Source organism: Halarchaeum sp. CBA1220 (assembly GCF_003721175.2).
In the GTDB taxonomy this organism is placed as follows: Archaea; Halobacteriota; Halobacteria; order Halobacteriales; family Halobacteriaceae; genus Halarchaeum; species Halarchaeum grantii.
This window is the reverse complement of record NZ_CP054709.1, coordinates 129,382-151,444: the sequence shown is the minus strand read 5'-3', so window position 1 is coordinate 151,444 and position 22,063 is coordinate 129,382. Positions and strand designations below refer to the sequence as shown.

General features: G+C 65.4%; 18 protein-coding genes. 9 read left to right on the top strand and 9 right to left on the bottom strand.

Going from position 1 to position 22,063, the window contains the following annotated elements; all coding sequences use genetic code 11:
• The first annotated feature begins 69 nt into the window (after positions 1-69).
• Together EFA46_RS14015 and EFA46_RS14010 are read left to right on the top strand one after the other, a co-directional pair.
• On the top strand, positions 70-969 hold the full coding sequence (locus EFA46_RS14015; RefSeq protein ID WP_123078579.1) for a polysaccharide deacetylase: 900 nt from the start codon (positions 70-72) through the stop codon (positions 967-969).
• Between the two features lie 184 nt (positions 970-1,153).
• A complete protein-coding gene (locus EFA46_RS14010; RefSeq protein WP_123078577.1) occupies positions 1,154-2,197 on the top strand; it encodes an LLM class flavin-dependent oxidoreductase in 1,044 nt (347 codons plus the stop codon).
• A gap of 28 nt (positions 2,198-2,225) precedes the next feature.
• Here the strand turns inward: EFA46_RS14010 and EFA46_RS14005 are convergent, their stop codons facing one another.
• From EFA46_RS14005 to glyA, 4 genes are all read right to left on the bottom strand, one after another.
• Positions 2,226-3,200 (bottom strand): asparaginase, encoded by a 975-nt coding sequence (locus tag EFA46_RS14005; RefSeq protein WP_123078575.1) that lies wholly within the window; start codon positions 3,198-3,200, stop codon positions 2,226-2,228.
• 1,614 nt (positions 3,201-4,814) lie between these two features.
• On the bottom strand, positions 4,815-6,116 hold the full coding sequence (locus tag EFA46_RS14000; RefSeq protein ID WP_123078573.1) for an amidohydrolase: 1,302 nt from the start codon (positions 6,114-6,116) through the stop codon (positions 4,815-4,817).
• 3 nt (positions 6,117-6,119) lie between these two features.
• A complete protein-coding gene (locus EFA46_RS13995) occupies positions 6,120-6,539 on the bottom strand; it encodes a heme-binding protein (protein WP_123078571.1) in 420 nt (139 codons plus the stop codon).
• Positions 6,540-6,827: 288 nt separating this feature from the next.
• Complete coding sequence (gene glyA / locus EFA46_RS13990) at positions 6,828-8,075, bottom strand: serine hydroxymethyltransferase (protein WP_123078569.1); 1,248 nt, start codon at positions 8,073-8,075, stop codon at positions 6,828-6,830.
• A gap of 341 nt (positions 8,076-8,416) precedes the next feature.
• Here glyA and ilvA point away from each other — a divergent pair, with 341 nt between their 5' ends.
• The gene (ilvA, locus tag EFA46_RS13985; RefSeq protein WP_123078567.1) at positions 8,417-9,655 is read left to right on the top strand and encodes a threonine ammonia-lyase; all 1,239 of its coding nucleotides are present in this window, start codon (positions 8,417-8,419) and stop codon (positions 9,653-9,655) included.
• Positions 9,656-9,723: 68 nt separating this feature from the next.
• On the top strand, positions 9,724-10,104 hold the full coding sequence (locus EFA46_RS13980; protein ID WP_123078565.1) for a RidA family protein: 381 nt from the start codon (positions 9,724-9,726) through the stop codon (positions 10,102-10,104).
• Here the strand turns inward: EFA46_RS13980 and EFA46_RS13975 are convergent.
• Positions 10,101-10,964 (bottom strand): hypothetical protein, encoded by an 864-nt coding sequence (locus EFA46_RS13975; protein ID WP_123078563.1) that lies wholly within the window; start codon positions 10,962-10,964, stop codon positions 10,101-10,103. The two genes, EFA46_RS13980 and EFA46_RS13975, sit on opposite strands and share 4 nt — an antisense overlap.
• 259 nt (positions 10,965-11,223) lie before the next feature.
• Between EFA46_RS13975 and EFA46_RS13970 the strand changes: the two genes are divergently transcribed.
• On the top strand, positions 11,224-11,871 hold the full coding sequence (locus EFA46_RS13970) for a helix-turn-helix domain-containing protein (RefSeq protein WP_123079264.1): 648 nt from the start codon (positions 11,224-11,226) through the stop codon (positions 11,869-11,871).
• Between the two features lie 46 nt (positions 11,872-11,917).
• On the opposite strand, the gene EFA46_RS13965 is transcribed toward EFA46_RS13970, so the two are convergent.
• From EFA46_RS13965 to EFA46_RS13955, 3 genes are all read right to left on the bottom strand, one after another.
• Positions 11,918-12,271 carry a hypothetical protein gene (locus EFA46_RS13965; RefSeq protein ID WP_123078561.1) on the bottom strand — a complete coding sequence of 118 codons (354 nt, stop codon included), beginning with the start codon at positions 12,269-12,271 and terminating at the stop codon, positions 11,918-11,920.
• A 4-nt stretch (positions 12,272-12,275) separates the two neighbouring features.
• Positions 12,276-13,418, bottom strand: coding sequence for an aromatic ring-hydroxylating dioxygenase subunit alpha (locus tag EFA46_RS13960; protein WP_123078559.1), 1,143 nt, complete (start codon positions 13,416-13,418; stop codon positions 12,276-12,278).
• Between the two features lie 205 nt (positions 13,419-13,623).
• The gene (locus EFA46_RS13955; protein ID WP_123079262.1) at positions 13,624-14,877 is read right to left on the bottom strand and encodes an RNA-guided endonuclease TnpB family protein; all 1,254 of its coding nucleotides are present in this window, start codon (positions 14,875-14,877) and stop codon (positions 13,624-13,626) included.
• Between the two features lie 211 nt (positions 14,878-15,088).
• Here EFA46_RS13955 and solA point away from each other — a divergent pair, with 211 nt between their 5' ends.
• The 3 genes from solA to EFA46_RS13940 all read left to right on the top strand — a co-directional run bounded on the left by solA (position 15,089) and on the right by EFA46_RS13940 (position 18,543).
• Positions 15,089-16,234 carry an N-methyl-L-tryptophan oxidase gene (gene solA, locus EFA46_RS13950; RefSeq protein ID WP_123078557.1) on the top strand — a complete coding sequence of 382 codons (1,146 nt, stop codon included), beginning with the start codon at positions 15,089-15,091 and terminating at the stop codon, positions 16,232-16,234.
• Positions 16,235-16,541: 307 nt separating this feature from the next.
• Positions 16,542-18,293, top strand: coding sequence for a BCCT family transporter (locus EFA46_RS13945; protein WP_123078555.1), 1,752 nt, complete (start codon positions 16,542-16,544; stop codon positions 18,291-18,293).
• 88 nt (positions 18,294-18,381) lie between these two features.
• Entirely contained in the window at positions 18,382-18,543 is a 162-nt protein-coding gene (locus EFA46_RS13940; RefSeq protein WP_176969903.1) for a hypothetical protein, read from the top strand.
• 55 nt (positions 18,544-18,598) lie between these two features.
• On the opposite strand, the gene EFA46_RS13935 is transcribed toward EFA46_RS13940, so the two are convergent.
• Positions 18,599-19,042 carry a universal stress protein gene (locus EFA46_RS13935; protein WP_123078551.1) on the bottom strand — a complete coding sequence of 148 codons (444 nt, stop codon included), beginning with the start codon at positions 19,040-19,042 and terminating at the stop codon, positions 18,599-18,601.
• Between the two features lie 193 nt (positions 19,043-19,235).
• On the opposite strand from EFA46_RS13935, the gene EFA46_RS13930 reads away from it, so the two are divergent.
• Positions 19,236-21,746 carry an FAD-dependent oxidoreductase gene (locus EFA46_RS13930; RefSeq protein WP_123078549.1) on the top strand — a complete coding sequence of 837 codons (2,511 nt, stop codon included), beginning with the start codon at positions 19,236-19,238 and terminating at the stop codon, positions 21,744-21,746.
• Positions 21,747-22,063 lie beyond the last annotated feature (317 nt).

Here is a 22,063-nt window from a genome sequence, read left to right as displayed (position 1 = left end):
CAGAATAGTTGAGGATTGCCGAGGGAAATAGATATAAGATGTGGGGTAAAAGATTAGGAGGCGCGAACAATGGGAGATGTAGACATCGCTATCGGCGTCGACGCGGACTGTGTCGCAGGCTGGCTTGGGTCCTACGGGGGCGAAGATTCGCTCGCCGACCTCTCGCGGGGGCTCTGCGCCGGCGAGGAGGGTATTCCCCGGATGCTCCAACTCTTCGAGGACGAGGACATCGACACGTCGTGGTACGTCCCCGGCCACACCATCGAGACGTTCGAGGAGGAGGTCGGTGCCGTCGCGGACGCCGGTCACGAGATCGGCGTGCACGGCTACTCGCACGAGAACCCGACCGACCTCTCGCGCGAGCAGGAGGACTTCATCATCGGGGAGTCCATTGACCTCATCCAGGACCTTACTGGCGAGAAGCCCGTCGGTCACCGGGCGAGTTGGTGGGAGTACAGCGAGAACACGCCCGATCTCGTCGAGAAGTACGACTTCCTCTACGACAGCAGCCTGATGGAGAGCGAGTTCGACCCCACCTACATGCGGAAGGGCGACAGGTGGGAGAAGATCCAGTACGACCAGCCAGCGGAGACGTGGATGACGCCGTACGAGAAGGGCGAGGAGACGGACGTCGTCGAGATACCCATCAGCTGGTTCCGCGACGACATCCCCGCGATGCAGTTCATCAAGCAGCCGAACTACCACGCGGGCTACAAGGACCCGAAAATGATGTACGAACAGTACTACAAGCGCCAGTTCGACTTCCTCTACAACCGCCGTGGGGCCGGCGTCTACACGCTAACGATCCACCCGGACATCCACGGCCTTCCACACATGATCACGCATCTTGAGGACTTCATCGGCTACGTGAAAGAGCACGAGAACGCCTCGTTCACCACGCTAGAAACGGTCGCGGAGAAGTACGAGGAGGACCCGACGGTCTACGAGAGCGAGAGCGAGTACGTCTGAGGAGAGTTCGTCGCCCAGTCAGTCGGTTTTTCTCGTAGAAGGAGTGCATACAGTAACTTATCACCAATCTAGAAGGCCACCCGTACATTTATTACGCTGGTGAGGAGTACATCGTTGGTATGCCTAACGCGATGTGGTTCGAGCAGACCGAGGAATCGACCGACGCGGCGACGGAGGTGCGCTGATGGGGTTCGAGCGCGACTTCACCCGTGCCGGCATCTGGAACTGGGAGAAGCCCGATATCGAGGACGAACTGCACTACGCGCAGTACGCCGAGGATGCCGGCCTCGACTCCGTCTGGCAGGGCGAATCGCGGCTCGTCCGCGATGCGATGACGGTGATGGGCGCGTACACGCAGGTCACGGACGACATCGACATCGCGCCCGGCGTAACGAACTGCTACACGCGGAACGTGGCGCTGATGGCGCAGACGTTCTCGACGCTCGACGAGCTCTCCGGGGGGCGGATGAAGCTCGGCATCGGCGCGTGGTGGGACCCGCTCGCGAGCAAGGTCGGCATCGACCGCGGGAACCCCCTCCGGCACATGTGGGAGTACTGCACGGTCACCCGCGAGCTCCTCGACCTCGAGAACGTCACCTACGACGGCGAGGAGATTCAGGTCGAGGACATCGAGCTCGACCTCGTGCGCTCGGACGCCGAGCCACGCGACGTCCCCATCTACATTGGCGCGACCGGGGAGACGATGCACGAGATGACGGGCGAGCTCGTCGGGAAAGGCATCGTCGACGGTATCTTCATGAACTACTTCATTCCGCCCGAGCACGTCGAGAGCGGCCTCAAGCGCCTTGAGGCCGGTGTGAAGAAGCAGGGCGGGTCGATGGCCGACGTCGACCGCCCGCAGCTCATCGCGGTATCGATGGACGAGGACGTGGACGTCGCGCTCAACGAGGCGCGCGAGCTCGCGACGCAGTACATCGGCCAGCAGCCCCACATCACGGAAGCGTCGGGCATCTCCGAGGAGAACGCGGCGCGCGTGAAGGAGGAGTTGGACTGGCCGGCGAGCGCCGAGGACATCGAGCGTGCCGCCGAGTACGTCCCTGACGAAGTCGTGCGGAACATCGTCGCGACGGGGACGCGCGAGGACGTCATCGAGCGGCTCGGCGACTACTGTGAGGCGGGCTGTACCGAGCCTGTCGTCTACCCGCTGACCGACAACATGGAGGACGTCATCGACGCAGTCGCGGCGGCGAAGGCCGACGCGGTGTGAGCGACACGTCGAGGGAACTGGACGACGATTACGCGAACGCGTCCCGGACCGCATCGAGGGTGCCGTCGGCCGCCGCGAGCGCGAGCATGAGCTTCACGCGCGCCTTGTGCGCGGGCAGGTCGTCGCCGTCGATGGCGCCGTGGCGGTGGAGGGTCTCGCCGCCACCGGCCGTGCCGTAGACGGGCGCGACGGCGCCGGCGTGGCAGCGCGAGGTGACGACGACCGGGACACCGGCATCGATCGCGTCACTGATAGCGTCACCGAGCTCCCCGGTCGTGTTCCCGAGCCCAGTTCCCTCGACGACGATACCGTCGACGCCCGCGTCAAGGGCGGCGCGAAGTTGGCGGTCACCGACGCCAACGCCCGTTTTCACCATCGCGACGTCCGCCGTCGTCTCGGTCGCGTCGAGCGTGACCGAGCGACTGCCGGGCTCGCGGAAGACGCGCTCGCCCCTGCGCATGAAGCGGACAACCGGGCACGCGTCAGGGGAGACGAACGTCGAGAGCGCGCTAGTGTGGCCTTTCGTGACGTCGCGCGCGGCGTGGAGTGCGTCGTCGAACGCGACGTAGACGCCGCCGGCACCCGCGAGGTGGTCGCTCGTCGCGGCGCGAACCGCGGTAAGGAGGTTGCTCGGGCCGTCGGGACTCACTTCGTCGGGGCGGCGCTGTGCACCGGTGAGGACGACGGGAATCCGGAGGTCGAGTACGAGATCAAGGTAGTAGGCGCTCTCCTCCATCGTGTCGGTGCCGTGCGTGACGACGACGCCGTCCGCTCCCTCAGCGGCCGCGTCGCGAGCGCCGCGTGCGACGGCCGCGATGTCGCTCGGGTCGATGTCGAAGCTCGGCGTCTGGACGACGTCCCGCACGTCAATGTCCGCGTACGCCGCTATCTCGGGGACAGCGTCGACGAGTTCGGCACCGCTCCGGCTCGGCGCCGCCCCGTCCTCGCCGGCCGTACTCGCGATTGTGCCGCCGGTGCTGAGAACTACGACGTGGGATGTCATCGGGATCAACTACCACACCCGAGCGTTAGGTCTTTTCGGAGGAGCGCAGTCGAACGACGAGGGAGTGACGTCCGAGCGCGCGTCGGGGCCGGATGGACGCCGCGACCTCCGAGACGAACGCCGTCGCTCACGCCACACCGAAGGGGCGAAGTCGGCTAGTGGAAAATATTCTTCTGAAGAGCGATTCTAATAATCATTCGTTAGAAGATAAGTATTCTGGTGCCTCGATTTCCGTCTGAGAGTCTAAAAAAGCGAACGTATTTCTGTGACGAGTGGGCGGCGGCCGTCACCACGGGGACGAAAGACACAAGCGACGCCTATCCGGGCCAGCGGTCCGGATAGCGCGCTGTATCGGCGCTGACAGGCCGTCACCACGCATCGAGTGCCGTGGGCCGTCCGGTCCGTGACGGTCGCGACGATGAGAGAGCGACCGCATCCGAATTCACCACTATTTTCGGCGCTTCAGGGCCGTTATCGTACGAATAGTCCCTCGAGTCGTCGGTTTCCGCCGGCGCACCGTCGCGTGCTCGAGGAGCGACCCTGCACTCACCGACGAGCGGACGGTCAGCTGGTCACACCCACCCGAAATTGACCACAGACGTCCGCTCCGAAACGAGAACACTCCACACACGTAACTATCTATAGAGTTGATAGGTATGCGGGATGGATAGACGGGAAACAGTCGAGAACACCGGATACGTCGACCAGTACGCCCGAAGTCGTGGGGTGCGCACGACCTACCGTACGAGATGCCGGACGGTCGAATCGGACCGAGTGGATTACACAGCTATACCTGTAATACCCGAACGGGCGGAGTGAATCAACCGCTTCGACGGCTTCGCGGCGGAATTCCCCGATTACAATCAGGTCTAGAGCATTACGGTGGAGTTCACGGGCCCTACTGCTTGGCTTGGGCGGAGTGAGAGGAAACAACCGCATCAGGATGCCCGTCGAGCGCGGTGACGGTGAGGGTGAGTCTATGGACACCGGGAAACAGGTGAACGGCGAATACGCTAGCGCTGTTCGGAAGCCCATAGAAAATATAAGAATGGAATATATTCTATATAATAGAGGTATTTCTTGATCGACGGCTGGGCTGAGGGGGAGCGTGCAAGCGTGGCGTCTCGCTCAGTATTCCCCAGTGCCGCTGGATCGAATCGACATGGACGACCGGAAGCTGGGCGGGAACATGCCCCTATCTTACGCGCGGTTCGGAAAGAAAAGGACAGAGAAAGAGTCATACAGCGTGTTTCGGCGGAGGTGAACCTACGGAACCGACGGCCGCGACGGCGGTAAAGGACGAATCACTGATGCTTGAGGCGGCCGGAATCATTCCCCGTTGAGCGAGGGTCGACGCCCGAACACCTGCGATGGATCGTCGGAATACAGAACCATAATGCAAGATAGATATAGGAGGAAGTGATGCACGCTCTATCTATTATTATACGTATAATCGGTGAGGGACTACTCGATTAGCTCGTGGGTATTCCCTAGGTATACGTTGTATCTATACCTTATACCTATACCGTTTAGGTGTATTTTCTCCGAGCGGCCGATGAGCGAGTGTGGCTGGGTGCGAGCGGTTGCGGGCTCGACGCGACCGCCTGGCGGTGGTCAGCAGTTGGCGTCGCCCGCGAGCGTCCGCCGGATCGCCTCGCTAAGCACGTCGACGCCGACGTCGAGGCTGGCTTCGTCGATGTCGAAGGTTGGCGTGTGGTGGCCGCCTGGATGGTCGGTGCCGACGACGACGTAGGTGGCGCGACCGCCGGTTTGCCGGACGCGGCGCATGAAGTAAGTGGCGTCCTCGCTGGCGCCGAGGGCGGCGCTCGGACGGACGGCCTCGACGTCCGCGTGTCCGCGTGCGACGGCGCCGACGACGTCCGCGAGCGCGTCGTCGCTGTCGACGCGCGGTGCTTCCCCGATGGTCGTCGTCGCGAGGTCGCAGTCGTGCATCTCGGCGGCAGTTTCGAGGACGCGGTCGACGCGGTCGGTGAGGTACGCGAGGACGTCGTTCGTGCCGGCGCGCGCTTCGAGGTCGATTGTGGCGCGTTCGGCGACGACGTTCGAGGCGGTGCCGGCCTCGGCGCGGCCGACGTTCACGCGCGTGAGGGCGTCAGCGTGGCGCGACACGCCGTAGACGTTCTGGATGGCTGTCGCCATCGCCTGCATGGCGTTGCGGCCCGCCTGTGGTGCGGAGCCAGCGTGCGCGGAGTCGCCAGTGAACGTGGCGCGCGTCTGTCGTATCGCGAGCGGTTTCTCGACGCCGGAGACGACGGTGCCGGTCGGGTGGCCGAAGCCGACGTGAAGCGCGAAGAACGCATCGAGGTCGTCGGCGTGACCGCTCTCCACCATCGGCCTGCCGCCGCCGAGCACTTCCTCGGCGGGCTGGAAGAAGAGCTTGAACGTCCCGGAGAACTCGCTCGACGCGAGTTCCGCGAGGACGCCGAGACCGATCGTCATGTGGGCGTCGTGCCCGCAGGCGTGCATCACGCCGTCGTTTTGCGAGCGGAATCCCTCGCGTGCGGGGTCGTGGTCGTCGCCGGTCGCCTCCTCGACCGGGAGCGCGTCGATGTCGACGCGGAGGCCGACGACGGGCCCGGGGCCCTTCTCGAGGACGGCGACGAGACCGGTCGTGCCACCCGTAGTGGCGTCGAGGACATCGGGGCGCGCGCCGTGCTCTGCGGCGCGCTCGCGCCAGCGCTCGCGGACGTCGGCGTCGGGGACGCCGAGTCGGTGCTCGGGGGCGATGACGTCGCGTCCGACGTACAGTTCGTCGACGCCGATGGCTTCGACGCAGTCGACGAGTCGGCTCGTCGTCAGGAACTCACACCACGAGGGCTCCGGATAGACGTGGAACGCGCGGCGGCGCTCGACGCGACTCGTCGCCTCGGCCGGCGGCGACTCAGCATCCGCCATCGCTCACTCCATGGTGTCCTGGAAGGCGTCGACGGCGGCTTCGGCGACGGCCATGTCCTGTGGGACCTCGCCGCCGCTGACGCCGACGGTGCCGACGATGTCGCCGTCCACTTCGAGGGGATAGCCGCCGCCGAAGACGACGAGGCGGTTCTCGTCGGTCGTCTGGAGCCCCCAGAGCGATTCGCCCGGTTGGGTGGGGTCTGCCAGCTCGTGGGTCGGCATCTGGAGCGCCGCCGCCGTGTACGCCTTGTTCCGCGAGATGGAGACGCTCGCCAGCCACGCCCCATCCATCCGATGTTGAGCGACGAGGTTCCCCGCCGGGTTCGCCACCGTCACCACCATCGCCAGCCCCATCTCTTCGGCCGCTTCCTCTGCCGCCTCTATCACGTCCCTCGCCTCCTCGAGTGTAATTGTCTCAGTCATCTGCGTATCCGTTTCGGAGTACTGCGGACTCCCACTTATGTCTATGGCGCGACCCGCATCGGGTGTAAAACGCCACTATTCGAACACAACTAGTAAAATATAAAACACTTATTTTACGCGGGTATCGTTGTAATTGAGTGGTGGGTACTTGTATTCGGTGTACTAACGTAGTATTTGGCTGGACAAGAGTCCGATACGATACGCCGAACGCTTCCTTTTAGGGCGGCCTAGCACACGGTATGGGGAGCCACCACCGAATGAGGGACTCGAGGTGAGCGGTGGGCCGCGTTACTCGTAGAGAGGGTTCGAGGCCGCGAGGTCGTCGACGGCGGCGCTCACCTCGGCGAGGACGGACTCGTCCTCGGGGGCATCGACGACGCGCGCGATGAGGTCACCGACCTCGCGCATCTCCGCCTCCTCGAAGCCGCGCGTCGTGAGCGCGGGCGTGCCAGCGCGAATGCCGGACGGGTTGAACGCCGACCGCGTCTCACCCGGCACGGTGTTCGCGTTCAGGACGATACCCGTCTCCTCTAAGGCCGCCTCGACGTCCTTTCCGGTGGTGTCGGGGTGGGAGGGGCGGAGGTCGACGAGCACGAGGTGGGTGTCCGTCCCCCCCGAAACGAGCGAGAGACCGTGCATCTCGAGGGCGTCACCGAGGGCGTCGGCGTTCCGCACGACCTGCGCGGCGTACGCCTCGAACTCGGGGCCGAGAGCCTCCCCGAAGCCCACGGCTTTCCCCGCAATATTGTGCATGAGGGGGCCGCCCTGAATCCCCGGAAAGACTGCGGAATCAACGTCGTCCGCGTGCTCCTCGTCGCACATGATGATGCCGCCCCGGCCCGCGCGAATCGTCTTGTGTGTCGACCCCGTCACGAAGTCCGCGATACCCACGGGCGAGGGGTGCTCGCCGGCGGCGACGAGGCCCGTGATGTGCGCGATGTCCGCGAGGTGGTGGGCGTCCACGTCATCGGCGGTCTCCTGAATCGCCGCCCAGTCCACCGTCCGCGGGTAGGCCGAGAACCCGGAGATGATGACGTCCGGGTCGGCCGAGCGCGCGAGGTCGTCGAGGCCCGCGTAGTCGAGGCGACCCGTCTCGTCGTCCACCTCGTAGTGCTCCACGTCGTAGAGCTTCCCGGCGACGTTCGCGGGGTGGCCGTGGGAGAGGTGCCCGCCGTGCGTCAGGTCCAGCGAGAGAACCGTGTCGCCAGGTTCGAGGATGGCCGTGAGGACGGCCATGTTCGCCTGCGAGCCCGAGTGGGGTTGGACGTTGACGTGCTCGGCGCCCCAGAGCTCCTTCGCACGTTCGATGGCGAGCCCCTCCACGTCGTCGGCGTACTCGCAGCCGCCGTAGTAGCGGCCGCCCGGATAGCCCTCGGCGTAGTTGTTCGTCAGCTCGGAGCTCTGGGCCTCCATCACGGCCTCGCTAACGTGGTTCTCGCTCGCGATCATCGCGAGGGTGTCGTTCTGCCGCTCGCGCTCGCCCGTCAGGGCGTCCGCAACTGCAGGGTCGGTCTCTCTGACTGTCTCGTACGTCATCGTCCGTGCATCACGAGAGGCGCGTATAATCCTTCGCCAGCCCCGTACGCGGCGGGCACGGAGCCACGACCAACCACGAAGGGTAAAATAGTCGATAGGTTGTGTTTGGCTGTGTTTCGCGACGCAAATCGCAATTGGAGTCACGTGCTAGAAGAGGTAGTTAGTGCGTTTGACAGCGTGTATCGGCATTTTTCGAGGGCATAAGTCGCGGCTCGGCGAGCGCGTCGAGGGGCGTCTACGCGTACCTATTTCCGCGCGTGCGCGCTCGTGTGCAGCATGGGATTCGTGGTATACGGACGCATGGTCAGCGAGCGGACGAACGACGAGACGGAGGTACACGAATGAGCGACACGACGGCGGGCGTGGTGACGTATCGCGACATCGAGCGCGCACGCGAGCGCCTCGAACCCGGCGTCGTGAAGCGGACACCCGTGGACCGCAGCACCTCGCTCGGGTCGCTCGTCGACGCGGACGTCCACCTGAAGATGGAGCACCTCCAGTGGACGGGGTCGTTCAAGACGCGGGGCGCGTACAACAAGATCACGCAGGACACCGAGCGCGGCGTCCAGGAGTTCATCGCCGCGAGCGCCGGCAACCACGCACAGGGCGTCGCACTCGCCGCGACCGAGTGCGGCGCCGACTCGACGATCGTGATGCCGGAGAACGCCCCACAGACGAAGATCGACGCGACCCGCGACTACGGCGCGAGCGTCGAGCTCGTCGGCGAGGACTTCCAGGAGACGATGGCGTACGCCCAGTCGCTCGTCGAGGGGACGGACGCCGAGTTCGTCCACGCCTACGACGACCCCGACATCGTCGCCGGGCAGGGCACGCTCGGCGTCGACATGTACGAGGACTGCCCGGAGATGGACACCGTCATCGTCCCCATCGGTGGGGGCGGCCTCATCTCGGGTATTGCGACCGCCATCAAGCACCACGACCCGAGCATCCGCGTCGTCGGCGTGCAGGCCGAGGGCGCCGAAACCGTCCACGAGAGCCTCGACAAGGGCGCGCCGGTCACCCTCGAGGAGACCGACACCATCGCGGACGGCATCGCGACCGGCGGGATCTCCGAGCTGACGCTGCGCACTATCGAGGAGCACGTCGACGAGGTGGTGACGGTCTCCGACGGCGAGATCGGGCAGGCGATCCTCCTCCTCCTCGAGCGCGCGAAGCAGGTCGTCGAGGGGGCGGGCGCGGCCTCGGTCGCCGCGCTCCTCAGCGACGACCTCGACGTCGCGGGCGAGACAGTGATGCCCCTGCTCTGCGGGGGGAACCTCGACATGACGATGCTCCAGACGGTGCTCGTGCACGCGCTCACGGACCGCCGGCAGACGCTCCGGTTACGCGTCCGCATCGACGACCGTCCCGGCGAGATGGCGCGCCTCTCCGGGCTCATCGCGGAGCGCGGCGCAAACATCCATGACGTCCGGCACGTCCGCGCGGTCGACTCACTCGCCGTCGGGGAGGCCCACCTCGTCTTCCGCGTGGAGACGAACGGCGCGGAGCACGCCGCGGCCATCATCGACACGATCGAGGGCGCGGGTTACGCGGTCGACGACGTCACCAAGAACTCCTAGGTGAGCGAGAGGTCGTGTTTCGGGCGTCGGCGGGCGGTTTTACCACCGACGGGTCCGATTCGTTGGGTGTGAAGCGAACCATCAGCACGGACGACGCGGCGGCCGCTGTCGGCGCGTACAGTCAGGCGACGACGAACGGCGACCTCGTGTTCACGGCGGGCCAACTCCCGCTCACGGCGGACGGCGACCTCCTCGATGACGCGCCGGTCGCGGAGCAGACCGCGCAATGTCTCCAGAACGTGGAGGCGATTCTCGCCGCCGAGGGTCTCGGGTTCGAGGACGTCCTGAAGACGACCATCTACCTCGACGACATCGACGACTTCGAGGCCGTCGACGCGGCGTACAGCGAGCGGTTCGGCGAGGACCCGCCCGCACGGAGCGCCATCGGCGTCGGTGACGTCCCGAAGGGCGCAGCCGTCGAAATCGAGGTCGTCGCGGCGAGCGACTAACGCACGGCGGCCTCGCGGAGACGCGCGACTATCCGGTCGCGGTTCACCTCGCGGCCGTCGGTGGCGTCGAGGCAGCCGAGCACGCACTCGAGGAGGTCGAGGTCTTTCAGTAACTCGAAGGCGTCCATGCGCTCAAGGCCAAGCGCGTCACCGACCTCACGAACCGTCTCGGCGGCGTTCACCGCGTCGACGAGTTCGTCGACCGCCACGGACTCCGGAAGTCCCATCCCGTCCGCAAGCAGTTCGGGCGCGGCGTCCTCGCCCGCGACGGCGGTCTCCGCGTCCAAGGCGGCGCTCGGCGTCGCGTCCGCCTCGTCGCTCGTCGTGCCGTAGCTGTCGGGGCTGTGGATGTCGTGCTTGATCATGTAACGCCGGACGGTCTCGTCGGCGACGTCCATCTCGATGGCGTCGGCCATCTCGGCGAACGTATCGTGGCGCGCGTAGAGCGCCGCGAGATACGGTTCGTCGCGAAACGCCGGAACGTCAGGGTCGCGGACGTCGGCGGGCGACGCGACGCGGTCGTCGGCGGGCGCTTGCGGGGCGGACGCGGCCGGGACGGTGGCGGTGACGACGGCCGTCGGCGTCGAGTCGAACGTGACGTCCGCGAGCGCGAGGCTGACGTCGTCGGCGGTTGGCAGGGCGTCCGCGGTGTCGAGCGTGAGCGCGAGCGCGTCGTCCTCGAAGTCGGCGTCGTGGAGGCGAATCGACGACCCCGACGCGCCGTCGAGGGCGAGTTCGATGGTCGCGCGAGCATCCGACTCGGTCACCGAGACGCTTCCGGGCCGGACCCTAATCGGGGGACGCTCCTCGCACTCCTCGAGGAACTGTCCGAGCCGCCGAAGTGAGGTACCTGGAGACATCGTGTGAGAACGACCGACGCACGCGACACCCCTGAATAGGCGTGTGAAATACTCCGGCAGTTTATGTGTAGATAGAGCATTTAGTGCATCGATAGCATTGCGCTCGTCGAAATAATAAAGGTACGACGAGACGTTCGTCTACATAGATGGAAGTACGAGACGCCAGTCGGCGGGGGACCGGAACGAACGGGAGGCGGGTGGCGTGCCGCGTCGACGCACGAGCGGCGGCGAGCGCGCGGCCGTGGGGGGCGGTGGAGCCGTGAGCCTCGTGACCGTCGCGGACGTCGCGCACGACGACCTCGCGTTGATGCCGACCATCCGGTCGCACTCCAGCGACGAGCTCGAGGTCGTCTCGCAGTCCGCGACCGACCCCGAGACGGGGCAGTTCTTCTTCCTCGTGGAAGGCGCCGACGACTCCTTCGAGTCGGCGCTCGACGCCGACCACACGGTCTGTGACTGGACGCTCGTGTCGCGCGAGGGCGACACGCGCGTCTATCGGATCGGGCACCCGGACGACGTCATCCTCCTCTCGCCGGTCGTCACCGAGCTCGGCGGCCTCATGCTCGACGCGAAGAGCAGCGACGCTCGGGGGTGGACCGTCCGCCTACAGTTCTCGGACCGCGAGTCGCTCGCGGACCTCTGGCAGTTCTGCGAGGCCGAGGGCATCGAGTTCAACCTCAGGCGGACGGTCCGACAGGACAGCTGGACGAACGGGGAGCCGACGACGCTCACGGACGCACAGCGACAGGCGCTCGTCACCGCGTACGAACTCGGTTACTTCCGCGAGCCGCGCGACGCCTCGCTCGCGGACCTCGCGGACGCGCTCGACATCTCGCCGACCGCAGTCAGCGGCCGCATCCGACGCGGCACCGCGGAGCTGATCGGGGCGACGCTCCTCGACGAGTGAGCGCGGCGGCCGCACAGTAGAGAAGGAAGGAGGAGCGCGCGCGGACTCAGACGGCGAGCACGTGGTCGTCGCGTGGCTCGTAGATTTCGCCGCTCATGCGGAGGTCGTAGAGCGCGTCGAGCGTCGCCGCGATAGTGACGCCGCGCTCCGCGAGCGCGGCAGTCAGGACGCCGAGCGGGACGCCCTCGGGGTAGTCGTCACCGAGGGCGACGAGCGCGTCCTTCACGTCCGCCGTCGTGACGGCGTCACCGACGGCGACGCGCTCCCACTCGACGTCGTGGCCAGTAACGCTCGTGTGGCGCCGGTAGAGGTCGATGGCGTCGTTCGGCTCGTCGACAGCAGCGTGAAGGTCGCAGGCGGGGCAGGTGACGACGCCGGCCTGCGGTTCTTGTGCGGACATGAGCTCAGGCGTTGTATGCTTCCTGCGCGAGCCGGTGGAGTTTGTGGACGGTGTGCTCGTTCGGGCCGAGCTGGGCCTGTGCGAGCGCGCCCGATTGGAGGCCCTCGTACTGGCGTTCGACGAGCTCGAAGTCCTCCTCCTGGAGCTGGCGACTCGTCTGGACGAACTCCGCTTCCTCCTCGGAGAGGTCGGCGTCGCGGAAGTAGTAGTCCGCGACGAGCTGGAAGCGCCCCTCGTCGATGGGGTCGATGATGTACGTCCCGTAGCCGTCCGCGGTGCCGTACATGTTGACGGTGAAGTTCGGCCAGAAGTAGTAGAACTTCGCCTCGTGCTCCTCGTGGATGCGCATCTCGTCGTCGACGTCCTCCTTGTGCTGGTAGTGGAGGATCCAGTGGTAGTCGTTGACTTCGAGTTCGGACTCCATGAGTTCGAGGCCCTGCACCCAGTCCTGGTGGTTCGCCTGACAGTGGTCGCACTCCGAGTAGTTCCCGCTGAACGTCTTCCAGTTGCACTCGACCTCGGAGACGTAGCGCCGCGCGTGCTCGTACTCCTCGAGGGGGAGGGCTTCGAGTTCGGTCTTCATCGACCCCGCTTGCTCCGCGAGCGTGAGGTCGGGGTCGTCCGCGAAGTTCACGAAGACGAGCGGGCCGATGGAGTCGGTGGTGACCTCCATGAGGCCGTTCTCCTCGGGGTCGAGTTCGCGGACGGCGTCGTCGTCGAGGTCGGGATTGAGACTGGCCTCCTCGAAGCTCTTCGGCGTGCTCGCGAGGTCGCCGTCGAGTTCGTACGCCCAGAGGTGGTACGGGCAGGTGATGCGGCTGAGGGTGCCGGGGTCAGTCATCGGCGTGTCCTCGAGCATCTTCGAACCCCGGTGTGCGCAGACGTTGTAGAACGCGCGGACGTCGTCCTCGTCGTCGCGTGTGACGATTATCTGCTTGTCCCCGATGGTGCGCGTGAAGTAGTCGCCGCGCTCGGGGATGTGGTTCGCGTGGCCGGCGTACACCCAGTACTGTCCGAACACCTTCTCCTTCTCCATCTCGTGGACGTCCGGGTCGGTGAAGTACTTCGCTGGGAGGGCGTTCGTCTCCTCGGTGATGTCGGCGCTCACTGCACCGATGTCGTCGTGGCCGTCGTTCCAGCGCGTCATGTGAGAACAGTAGACAGTTACGGTAAAAAAGGATTCGTCGGGAATACAGCACCCGTATAAGTGTATCCGGAATATACGAGCGAACACAGTAGTGGATGGTGAAAACGTGGACGTACGAGAATCGGGAGTGAGGGCGGCACGCGACGCGTCGAACGTTTGACATCCTCCTCCGGCTAAAGCCGGAGGAATCCCGAGCGTTGGGATATTAAGGTTTGCAGACTCCCTGCTCTCTCGTGTTGAACGACCCGCTCTCGCGGTCGAACAGGAAGACTCCGGGCTGTGCCAACCAGCCGTTACTCATATCCCCGGTCGGGGGACTCTGAGTTATCCTTCTGCGAATATTCACCGCACCGTTCACGTCTGCGTTCATCGCCGTCTTACACGACGAACAGACGTACAGACCGCGCTCCACGCGGTTGCTATCACGAATCTGCCCACAACACGAACACGTCTTCGACGTGTTCTCCTCGTCTACGCGGTCAACGAGGATACCGTGTTCCTCGGCCTTGTATTCGAGGAGACGGGCGAAGCGGTCAAACTCCCATCCGTGAAGTTTCTTGTTTCCCGACGCACCCCAGTTCCGTGAGTCGCCGTTCTTGTCTTCGCGGATGTCGCTGAGGTCGCCAACCGCGATCTCCCCCACGTCTTCTTCGACACACCGCTCAACAATGTGCTTCGAGAGCGTGTGGAGGAAGTGGTCTTTGCGCCGGGAGAGTTTCTGCCGAGCCTTCCGCGCACGTTTCGACGGCCCGTTTTCGCCTTCGGTCTGGTACTCCTTGCGGGTAAAGTAGTGCTTGTCCTCTTTCAGCACGTTCCCCGGATACAACTCCGAGGGGCCATCCTCGTAGTCGATGGCGAGGTAGTTGCTGATGCCGAGGTCGATACCTGCCGTCTTGTCGCCGGGGGCGTCCTCAACTGGAATTTCTTTCTTGCAGACGAGGTGGAGTTCCCACTCGTTGCCGTTCCAGACGGCACGCACCTGTTGGATGTTCTCTACTTCTACGTCAGGACGGGTTTCGTACTCTGCGAGGATGAAGTCACGTGACTCTTTCAGGTTGAAGCCTTTCGAGAGTCGGAGTTGGCCGTGCTTGTCGTCGTGCTTGATGGCTCGCTTTTTCCACGTGACGGTGGAGCGCGGGTAGTCGTCGCCACGTTTCCGGTAGCCCGGTGGGTTGTTGCCGTCGTCGGAGTTGTACCAGCCGGTGAACGCTTCAGCAAGTTCTTCGAGAACTCGCTGACTTGACTGCGAATGCAGGTCACTGTAGCGTTCGTGGTCTTTCAGCTCCGATTTCAGTTCGGCTTCGTCGGGTATCTCGCCGTCTTCGTCCCACCGTTCTTGGATGTAGTAGCGACCGACGTTCCACAGTTTGGATGCGGAGAACCCGCACTGGTCAAGGTCGTCACGAACCTGTTGGTGGTTCGTGACGCGTGCGACATAGGTGCGGGTTGTCTCCAGCATCGTTCTGCGGTACATAACTAGTTATGAGAGGAAGTGTGTTAAAACCAACAACCGGCGTTGAATATCCAGCGGGAGTGGCGTCGGTGGATTGTCAGTCAGAATGTCGGATTCATCCCGCGCCTAAAGGCGCGGGTATTCTCCTTGCTCTTTATAAACGGTTCACATCCGAGGGTGAAGAGTCAATAGCGGGGGTGTCGAACTCGGGGAAACGATGGCTACGACCGACCGGTACGATACGATTGTCGTCGGGGTCGGCGGGATGGGGAGCGCGACCGCCTACCACCTCGCGGAGCGCGGCCTCGACGTCCTCGGCCTCGAGCGCTACGACATCCCGCACACGAAGGGGTCCTCGCACGGCATCACGCGCATCATCCGGCGCGCGTACTACGAACATCCCGCGTACGTGCCGCTCATCGAGCGCGCGTACGACCTCTGGGACGACCTCGCGGCGGAAACGGGCCGGGACGTCATCCACCGGACGGGCTCTATCGACGCCGGGCCCGCGGACAACGCGGTGTTCGCGGGGTCGAAGCGTTCCTGCGAGGAGCACGACATCCCCCACGAGGTGTTGACGGGTGCGGAGGTGAACGAGCGCTTCCCCGGCTACGAACTCCCCGAGGACTACCGCGCGGTCTATCAGGAGGACGGCGGGTTCGTCGTGCCCGAGCAGGCGATCATCGGGCACACGGTCGCCGCGCAGGCACGCGGCGCGGAGATTCACGCCCGCGAGCAGGTCGAGGACTGGGCGGAGACGAACGACGGGGGCGTGCGCGTGCGGACGGACCGCGGCGTCTACGTCGCGGACTCGCTCGTGCTCGCGGCGGGCGCGTGGACCCACACGCTCGCGGACGCCCTCGACGGGCTGGCGGTGCCGGAGCGCCAAGCGCTCGCGTGGTTCCAGCCGGACGGGAGCGCGCTCAGGGACTACCAGCCGGAGTCGTTCCCGGTGTGGAACCTCAGCGTCCCGGAGGGACGCTTCTACGGTTTCCCCGTCCACGACGTTCCGGGGTTCAAGCTCGGGAAGTACCACCACCGCGAGGAGACGGTGGACCCGGACGACTTCGACCGGGAGCCGAACCGGGCGGATGAGGCGCTCCTGCGTGACGTCACGGAGAAGTACTTCCCGGGCGCGGCCGGGCCGACGATGGCGCTCTCGACGTGCATGTTCACGAACTCGCCGGACGAGCACTTCATCCTCGACACGCTCCCGGAGCACCCGCAGGTCGCGGTCGGTGCGGGCTTCTCCGGGCACGGCTTCAAGTTCGCGAGCGTCATCGGCGAGATTCTCGCCGACCTCGCCGTCGACGGCGAGAGCGACCACAGCATAGGGATGTTCGGACTCGACAGGTTCGACTGAGCGTCTACTGATTCAGCTACTTCTGCTACATTTGTTCTAGGTTTTGGTCCAAGAGACGTATTTAGACAACCCAATTTATAAACATCGCTGGTTGCGGTGACGAACGTTTATGGTGCGTGGTGTCAACGAACTTGTCGTATCACGACGCATGCGAGAGGGTGACACAGAACGGAGCGGCCGGCGGGCGCGACGGACGCGCGCCGGCGGCGGGGTATCGACGGCCGACCACGACGCCTCCACGGAACGGAGGGCGGAGAGATGACCAACACAGCAGTAGACCGGCAGACACCGACGGAGGGGGTATCGCATGGCGAGTAGTGACGACGACGCGACGAAGGGACTTCAGGTGGACCTCTTCCACCCGGAGACCGAGCGCGAACCCGGCGACGGGAACATCCAGAAGTGGGGCTTCGACGTCCACCCCGTCGTTTTCCCGGCCGCGCTCCTCATCATCGGGCTGTTCGTCGTCGTGACGCTCGTACTCGGACAGCAGGCCGCGACCGTCTACTCCGACATTCGCGGCTTCTTCGAGGGGAACTTCGGGTGGTTCTACCTCCTCGCGGTGAACATCTTCATCGTCACGCTCCTCTTCTTCGCCGTCAGCAAGTACGGGAAGATCCGCATCGGCGGCGTCGAAGCCGAGACGGAGTTCAGCACGTTCTCGTGGATGGCGATGCTGTTCAGCGCCGGCATGGGCATCGGGCTGATGTTCTACAGCGTCTCCGAGCCCCTCTACTACTTCTCGAACGTCCCCGGCTTCTACAGCGCGGAAGCCGGGACGGGCGGGGCGGGCGTCGCCGCGATGACGCAGACGTTCTTCCACTGGGGCTTCCACCCGTGGGCGATCTACGGCTTGGTGGGTCTCGGCCTCGCGTTCTTCTCCTTCAATCGCGGCCTCCCTCTGACGTTCCGCTCGATCTTCTGGCCGCTCCTCGGCGAGCGCATCTACGGCTGGCCCGGCCACGTCATCGACCTCGTCTCGGTGTTCGCGACGCTGTTCGGGCTCGCCACGTCGCTCGGTCTCGGCGTCGCGCAGATCAACACCGGCCTCTCCTACATCCTCGGGTCGAGCATGCTCGGGGTCGCGAACGTCCCCACCGGGACCATCCCGCAGATCGTCCTCATCGCGGTCGTCACCGGTATCGCGACGCTCTCCGTCGCCGCCGGCCTCGACGGCGGCATCAAGCGCCTGAGCACGCTCAACCTCTACCTCATGTTCGCTCTCCTCGGCTTCCTCCTCGTCGTCGGGCCGACGCTCTTCATCTTCGGCGCCTGGGTGCAGGGCCTCGGCGCGTACTTCGGTGACCTCCTCACGCTCTCCTTCTTCACGGGCGCGCTCGGTGACGGCTCGTCGACCGTCCACGCGTGGACGGTGTTCTACTGGGCGTGGTGGATCGCGTGGTCGCCGTTCGTCGGGATGTTCGTCGCGCGCATCTCGAAGGGCCGCACCGTCCGGGAGTTCGTCATCGGCGTGCTCGTCCTCCCGTCGCTCTTCTCCACGGTCTGGCTCGCGGCCTTCGGCGGCAGTGGCCTCTTCAACTCGCTCGCCGGCGACGGCGCGGTGCTCGCGACGTACAACGAGGTCGGACAGACGGTCGCGATGTTCGCGATGCTCGAGCAGTTCCCCATCGGCGCGATATCGGGACTGGTCGCGGTCCTGCTCGTCGTGACGTTCTTCGTGACGTCCTCGGACTCGGGGTCGCTCGTCGTCGACCACCTCACCTCCGGCGGGAAGCACGACGTCCCGCGCGCCCAGCGCATCTTCTGGGCGGTCACCGAGGGCGGCGTCGCCGCGCTCCTCCTCTACGGCGGCGGGAGCGCGAGCCTCAACGCCCTCCAGACCGCCGCCATCGCGACGGGCTTCCCGTTCGCCATCATCCTCGTCGTGATGTGCTATACGGTCTACCTCGGCCTCAAGAACGAGTACGACGTCCTCGCCTCCGAGGAGTTCAAGGAGCGCATCGACGAGATGACCGACGAGGAGTTCGACATCGACACGTCCGGCACGGAGGTGGTGACGGACATCCGCGACGCGGGCGCCGAGGTCAGCGACGACTGATGGGCGCCACGCTCCCCGAGAATCGACGCGGACCGCTCACGCGGCCCGCAACCCAACCACCGACGCAGCGATGACGTCCCACGTCGACATGACCGATACAGTAACCGTCCTCCGCGCCGGCGCGCTCGCCGTCGTCGTCGCGCTCTTCGGCGCCGGACTCGTACTGATGACGCGAGAACAGTTCCCGTTCGCCGGGCTCAGCTTCCTCGGCGCGAGCGTCCTCATCTACCTGCGCGAATCGCGCCTCTGAGCGCGGACTCGGCGCCGGGAGACGGCGTCAGCATCAGTCCGGCTCGGTGCGCGCACTAGCGCGCGTCGGCGTCCATCCGCTTCGAGACGACCGGAATCGTCGTCGAGCGCACGACCTTGTCGGTCGTGCCGCCGAGGACGTTCCCGAGTTTCCCGCGGTAGGCCGACCCCATCACGATGGCGTCCATCTCCTCGTCCTCGGCGTAGGAGATGATCTTGTCGCTGACCGAGCCGCTGCGCATCTCGGTCACACAGTCGACGCCGTGCTCGGCGGCCAGGTCCTCGACCTCGGCGAGCGTCTCGGCGCCGTGCTCGCGGTACTTCTCGCGGAGCGCCTCCTCGTCCTCCCGGAGGGAGAGCGAGCGCGGGACGCCGGGGAGGTCGACGACGTAGAGCGCGTGGACGGTCGACCCGAGCTCAGCGGCGAGTTCGATGCCGTGTCGCGCGCCCATCTCCCCCTCGTCGCTCCCGTCGTACGGAATCAGCATCTCATCGTACATACTCGACTACGTGAGGAATTCAGACAGCATTCGTAAAACTATTGTGCCGGGTCGCAACTCGAGCGCGTACCAATTCCGCGTCGAGTGCGTTATTCATCCACTAGGTTGGGGGAGAAATCAACGGGGTACGTATAGGGCACAGATTATACACCCGGAAAGATATACCCGGAGACGACCCTCGTCTGCATGGTACATGAACACAGGGTCTACGCTCCCGGAGCGCGCCGACACGGTCATCGTTGGCGCCGGATGCGTCGGCTGTAGCGCCGCCTACCACCTCGCAGAGATGGGCCGCGAGGACATCGTCGTCGTCGACCGCGGGCCGCTCTTCGAGACCGGCGGGTCGACCTCGCACGCGCCCGGGCTGGTCTTCCAGACGACCGGGAACAAGCTCATGGCGAACATGGCCTCCTACACGCGCGACCTCTACGATGGCTTCGGTGATTTCCGCACCTGCGGCGGCGTCGAGGTCGCATACACGGAGGATCGCTGGGAGTTCCTCAAGCGCAAGCGCGAGTGGGGGCGCTCCTTCGGCCTCGAAGGCGGCGAGCTCCTCACTCCCGAGGAGGTCGTCGCAGAAGTCCCGCAGGTCGACGAGGACGCGATTCTCGGCGGGTACTACCTCCCCTCGGACGGGAAGGCGGACGCCATCAGCGCCTCCGCCTCCATGGCCGAGTACGCGCGGGACCGGGGCGTCGAGTTCTACGGCAACACCGAGGTCACGGACATCGAGACGTCGAGCGGGAGCGTGGACGCGATTGCGACCGAGAACGGCCGTATCGAGGCCGACGACGTGCTCGTTGCCACCAACATCTGGGGGCCGCTCCTCGGCGACATGGTCGACACCGACATCCCGCTCGTCCCCTGCGCCCACCAGTACCTCGTCTCCGACGAACTCGACGCGCTCGAAGGCGCCGAGCGCGAGGTCGAACAGCCCCTGCTGCGCCACCAGGACCACTCGCTCTACTTCCGCCAGCACGGCGAACGCTACGGTATCGGCTCGTACAACCACGCGCCGCTCCTCGTCGAGCCCGAGGACATCTACGGCCCGGAGAGACTCGACGACCTCGGCCTCGAATACCCCTCCCTCCGGGAGTTCACCGAGGAGCACTTCTACGAGAACACCCACCCCGACCACGACCGGACGGCATACGACGCCGCGAGCGAACTCGTCCCCGCGCTCGATGACTGCGAGTGGACCTCGCAGATAAACGGGATGTTCTCCTTCACGCCAGATGGCATGCCCATCCTCGGACCCGACGAGGGTACCGACGGGCTCTGGTGGGCGCTCGCCATCTGGGTCACCCAGTCGGGCGGCGCCGGCAGCATCGTCGCCGAGTGGATGGAGCACGGTACCCCGCGTCTCGACGGCGACGCCGTCGATGCGACCGGCGCGCACATCTCGCGCTTCCAGCCCCACACCGGGAGCCGCGAGTACACGTACGGCCGCGGCGCCCAGCAGTACCAGGAGGTCTACCAGCTCATCCACCCGCGCGAGCAGCCACGGAGCCAGCGCGACCTCCGTCGGAGCCCGTTCTACCACCGGCAAGCGGAGTTGGGGGCGGAGTTCTACGACAGCGACGGCTGGGAGGTCCCGCAGTGGTACGAGGTGAACGAGGAGTTACTCGGGGAGTACGACGTCCCAGATCGCCCGGAGTGGCTCGCACGCAACTGGTCGAAGGCCCACGGCGTCGAGCACCAGCACCTCCGCGAGAAAGTGGGGATGGTGGACATGACGACGTTCACTCCCATCGAGGTCGAGGGGCCGGGTGCCGAAGCCTTCCTCCAAGGTCTCCTGACGAACGACGTCGACGTCTCGTCGGGGCGGATGCGCTACTCCGCGATGCTCGACGAGGACGGCGGCGTGCTCGCGGATCTGACGGTCGCACGCTTCGCGGACGACCGCTACGTGCTGTTCACCGGCGGCGGGAGCTCCGCCACCCTCCACTCGCGGTGGGTCACCGAGCACGCCCCCGACGACGGCTCCGTCGACGTCACTGTCCACGACTCGAGTCGCACCGGCATCGGGGTCTTCGGGCCCGACTCGCGGAACGTGCTCGCGGACCTCGTGGAAGCAGACCTCTCGAACGACGCGTTCCCGTTCTACTCCGCTCAGGAGACCTATCTCGGGAGCATCCCGGTGACGATGCTGCGCCTCTCGTACGCGGGCGAGCTCGGCTGGGAGATCTACGCGCCGACCGAGTACGGGAGCCGGCTCTGGGAGGCCATCGCCGACGCGGGCGAAGCCTACGACATCGCGCCGGTCGGGTGGGAAGCGCTCGATTCGACGAGCATGGAGAAGGGCTTCCGGCTCTGGGGGACGGATATCACGCCCGAGTACAACCCCTACGAGGCCGGCATCGGCTTCGCGGTCGACCTCGACACCGATTTCGTCGGGAAGGACGCACTCATCAATGCCCGCGAGGACGGCATCGAGGAGCAGATCGTCCCCATCACGCTCGACGAGGAGGGTGTGGTGGTGGATGCCGGCCATCCGGTGCTCGTCGACGACGAGGTGGTCGCGTACGCCTGCCGCGCCGACTACGGCTACAGCATCGACGCCGGCATCGCGTACGCCTACCTCCCCACCGAGTACGCCGAAGCCGGGCAGGCCGTCGAAATCGAGTACGAGGGCACACGCTACGACGCGACCGTCCGCTCCGGCCCCCTGTTCGACCCCGAGCGGGACAAGATGATCCGCTGACGGGGCGACGGAGGGCGAGCGGCCCGCCGACGGGTCGCATCACGCGTCGTACAGGACGGTACGCACCAAGCGGAGAGCGAGTGCGTACGGTGGGGCGGTCGAAGACAGAGGAGAGTGGCTACAACATATAGCTGTAGGGTATAGGTATAGTTAACAGCTGTGAGAGGGGCTATCCGAGTCGGGAGTGTGAGCGGAAAAAGCGAGTCGGAGCGCGACGTGCCGGCGTCGCTCGTAGCTACTACAGTCAGCGATACCATATAGATATACTGTATAGCTATACTTCGAACAGAACCCCAGTCCAAATCAGGAGCCCGCAG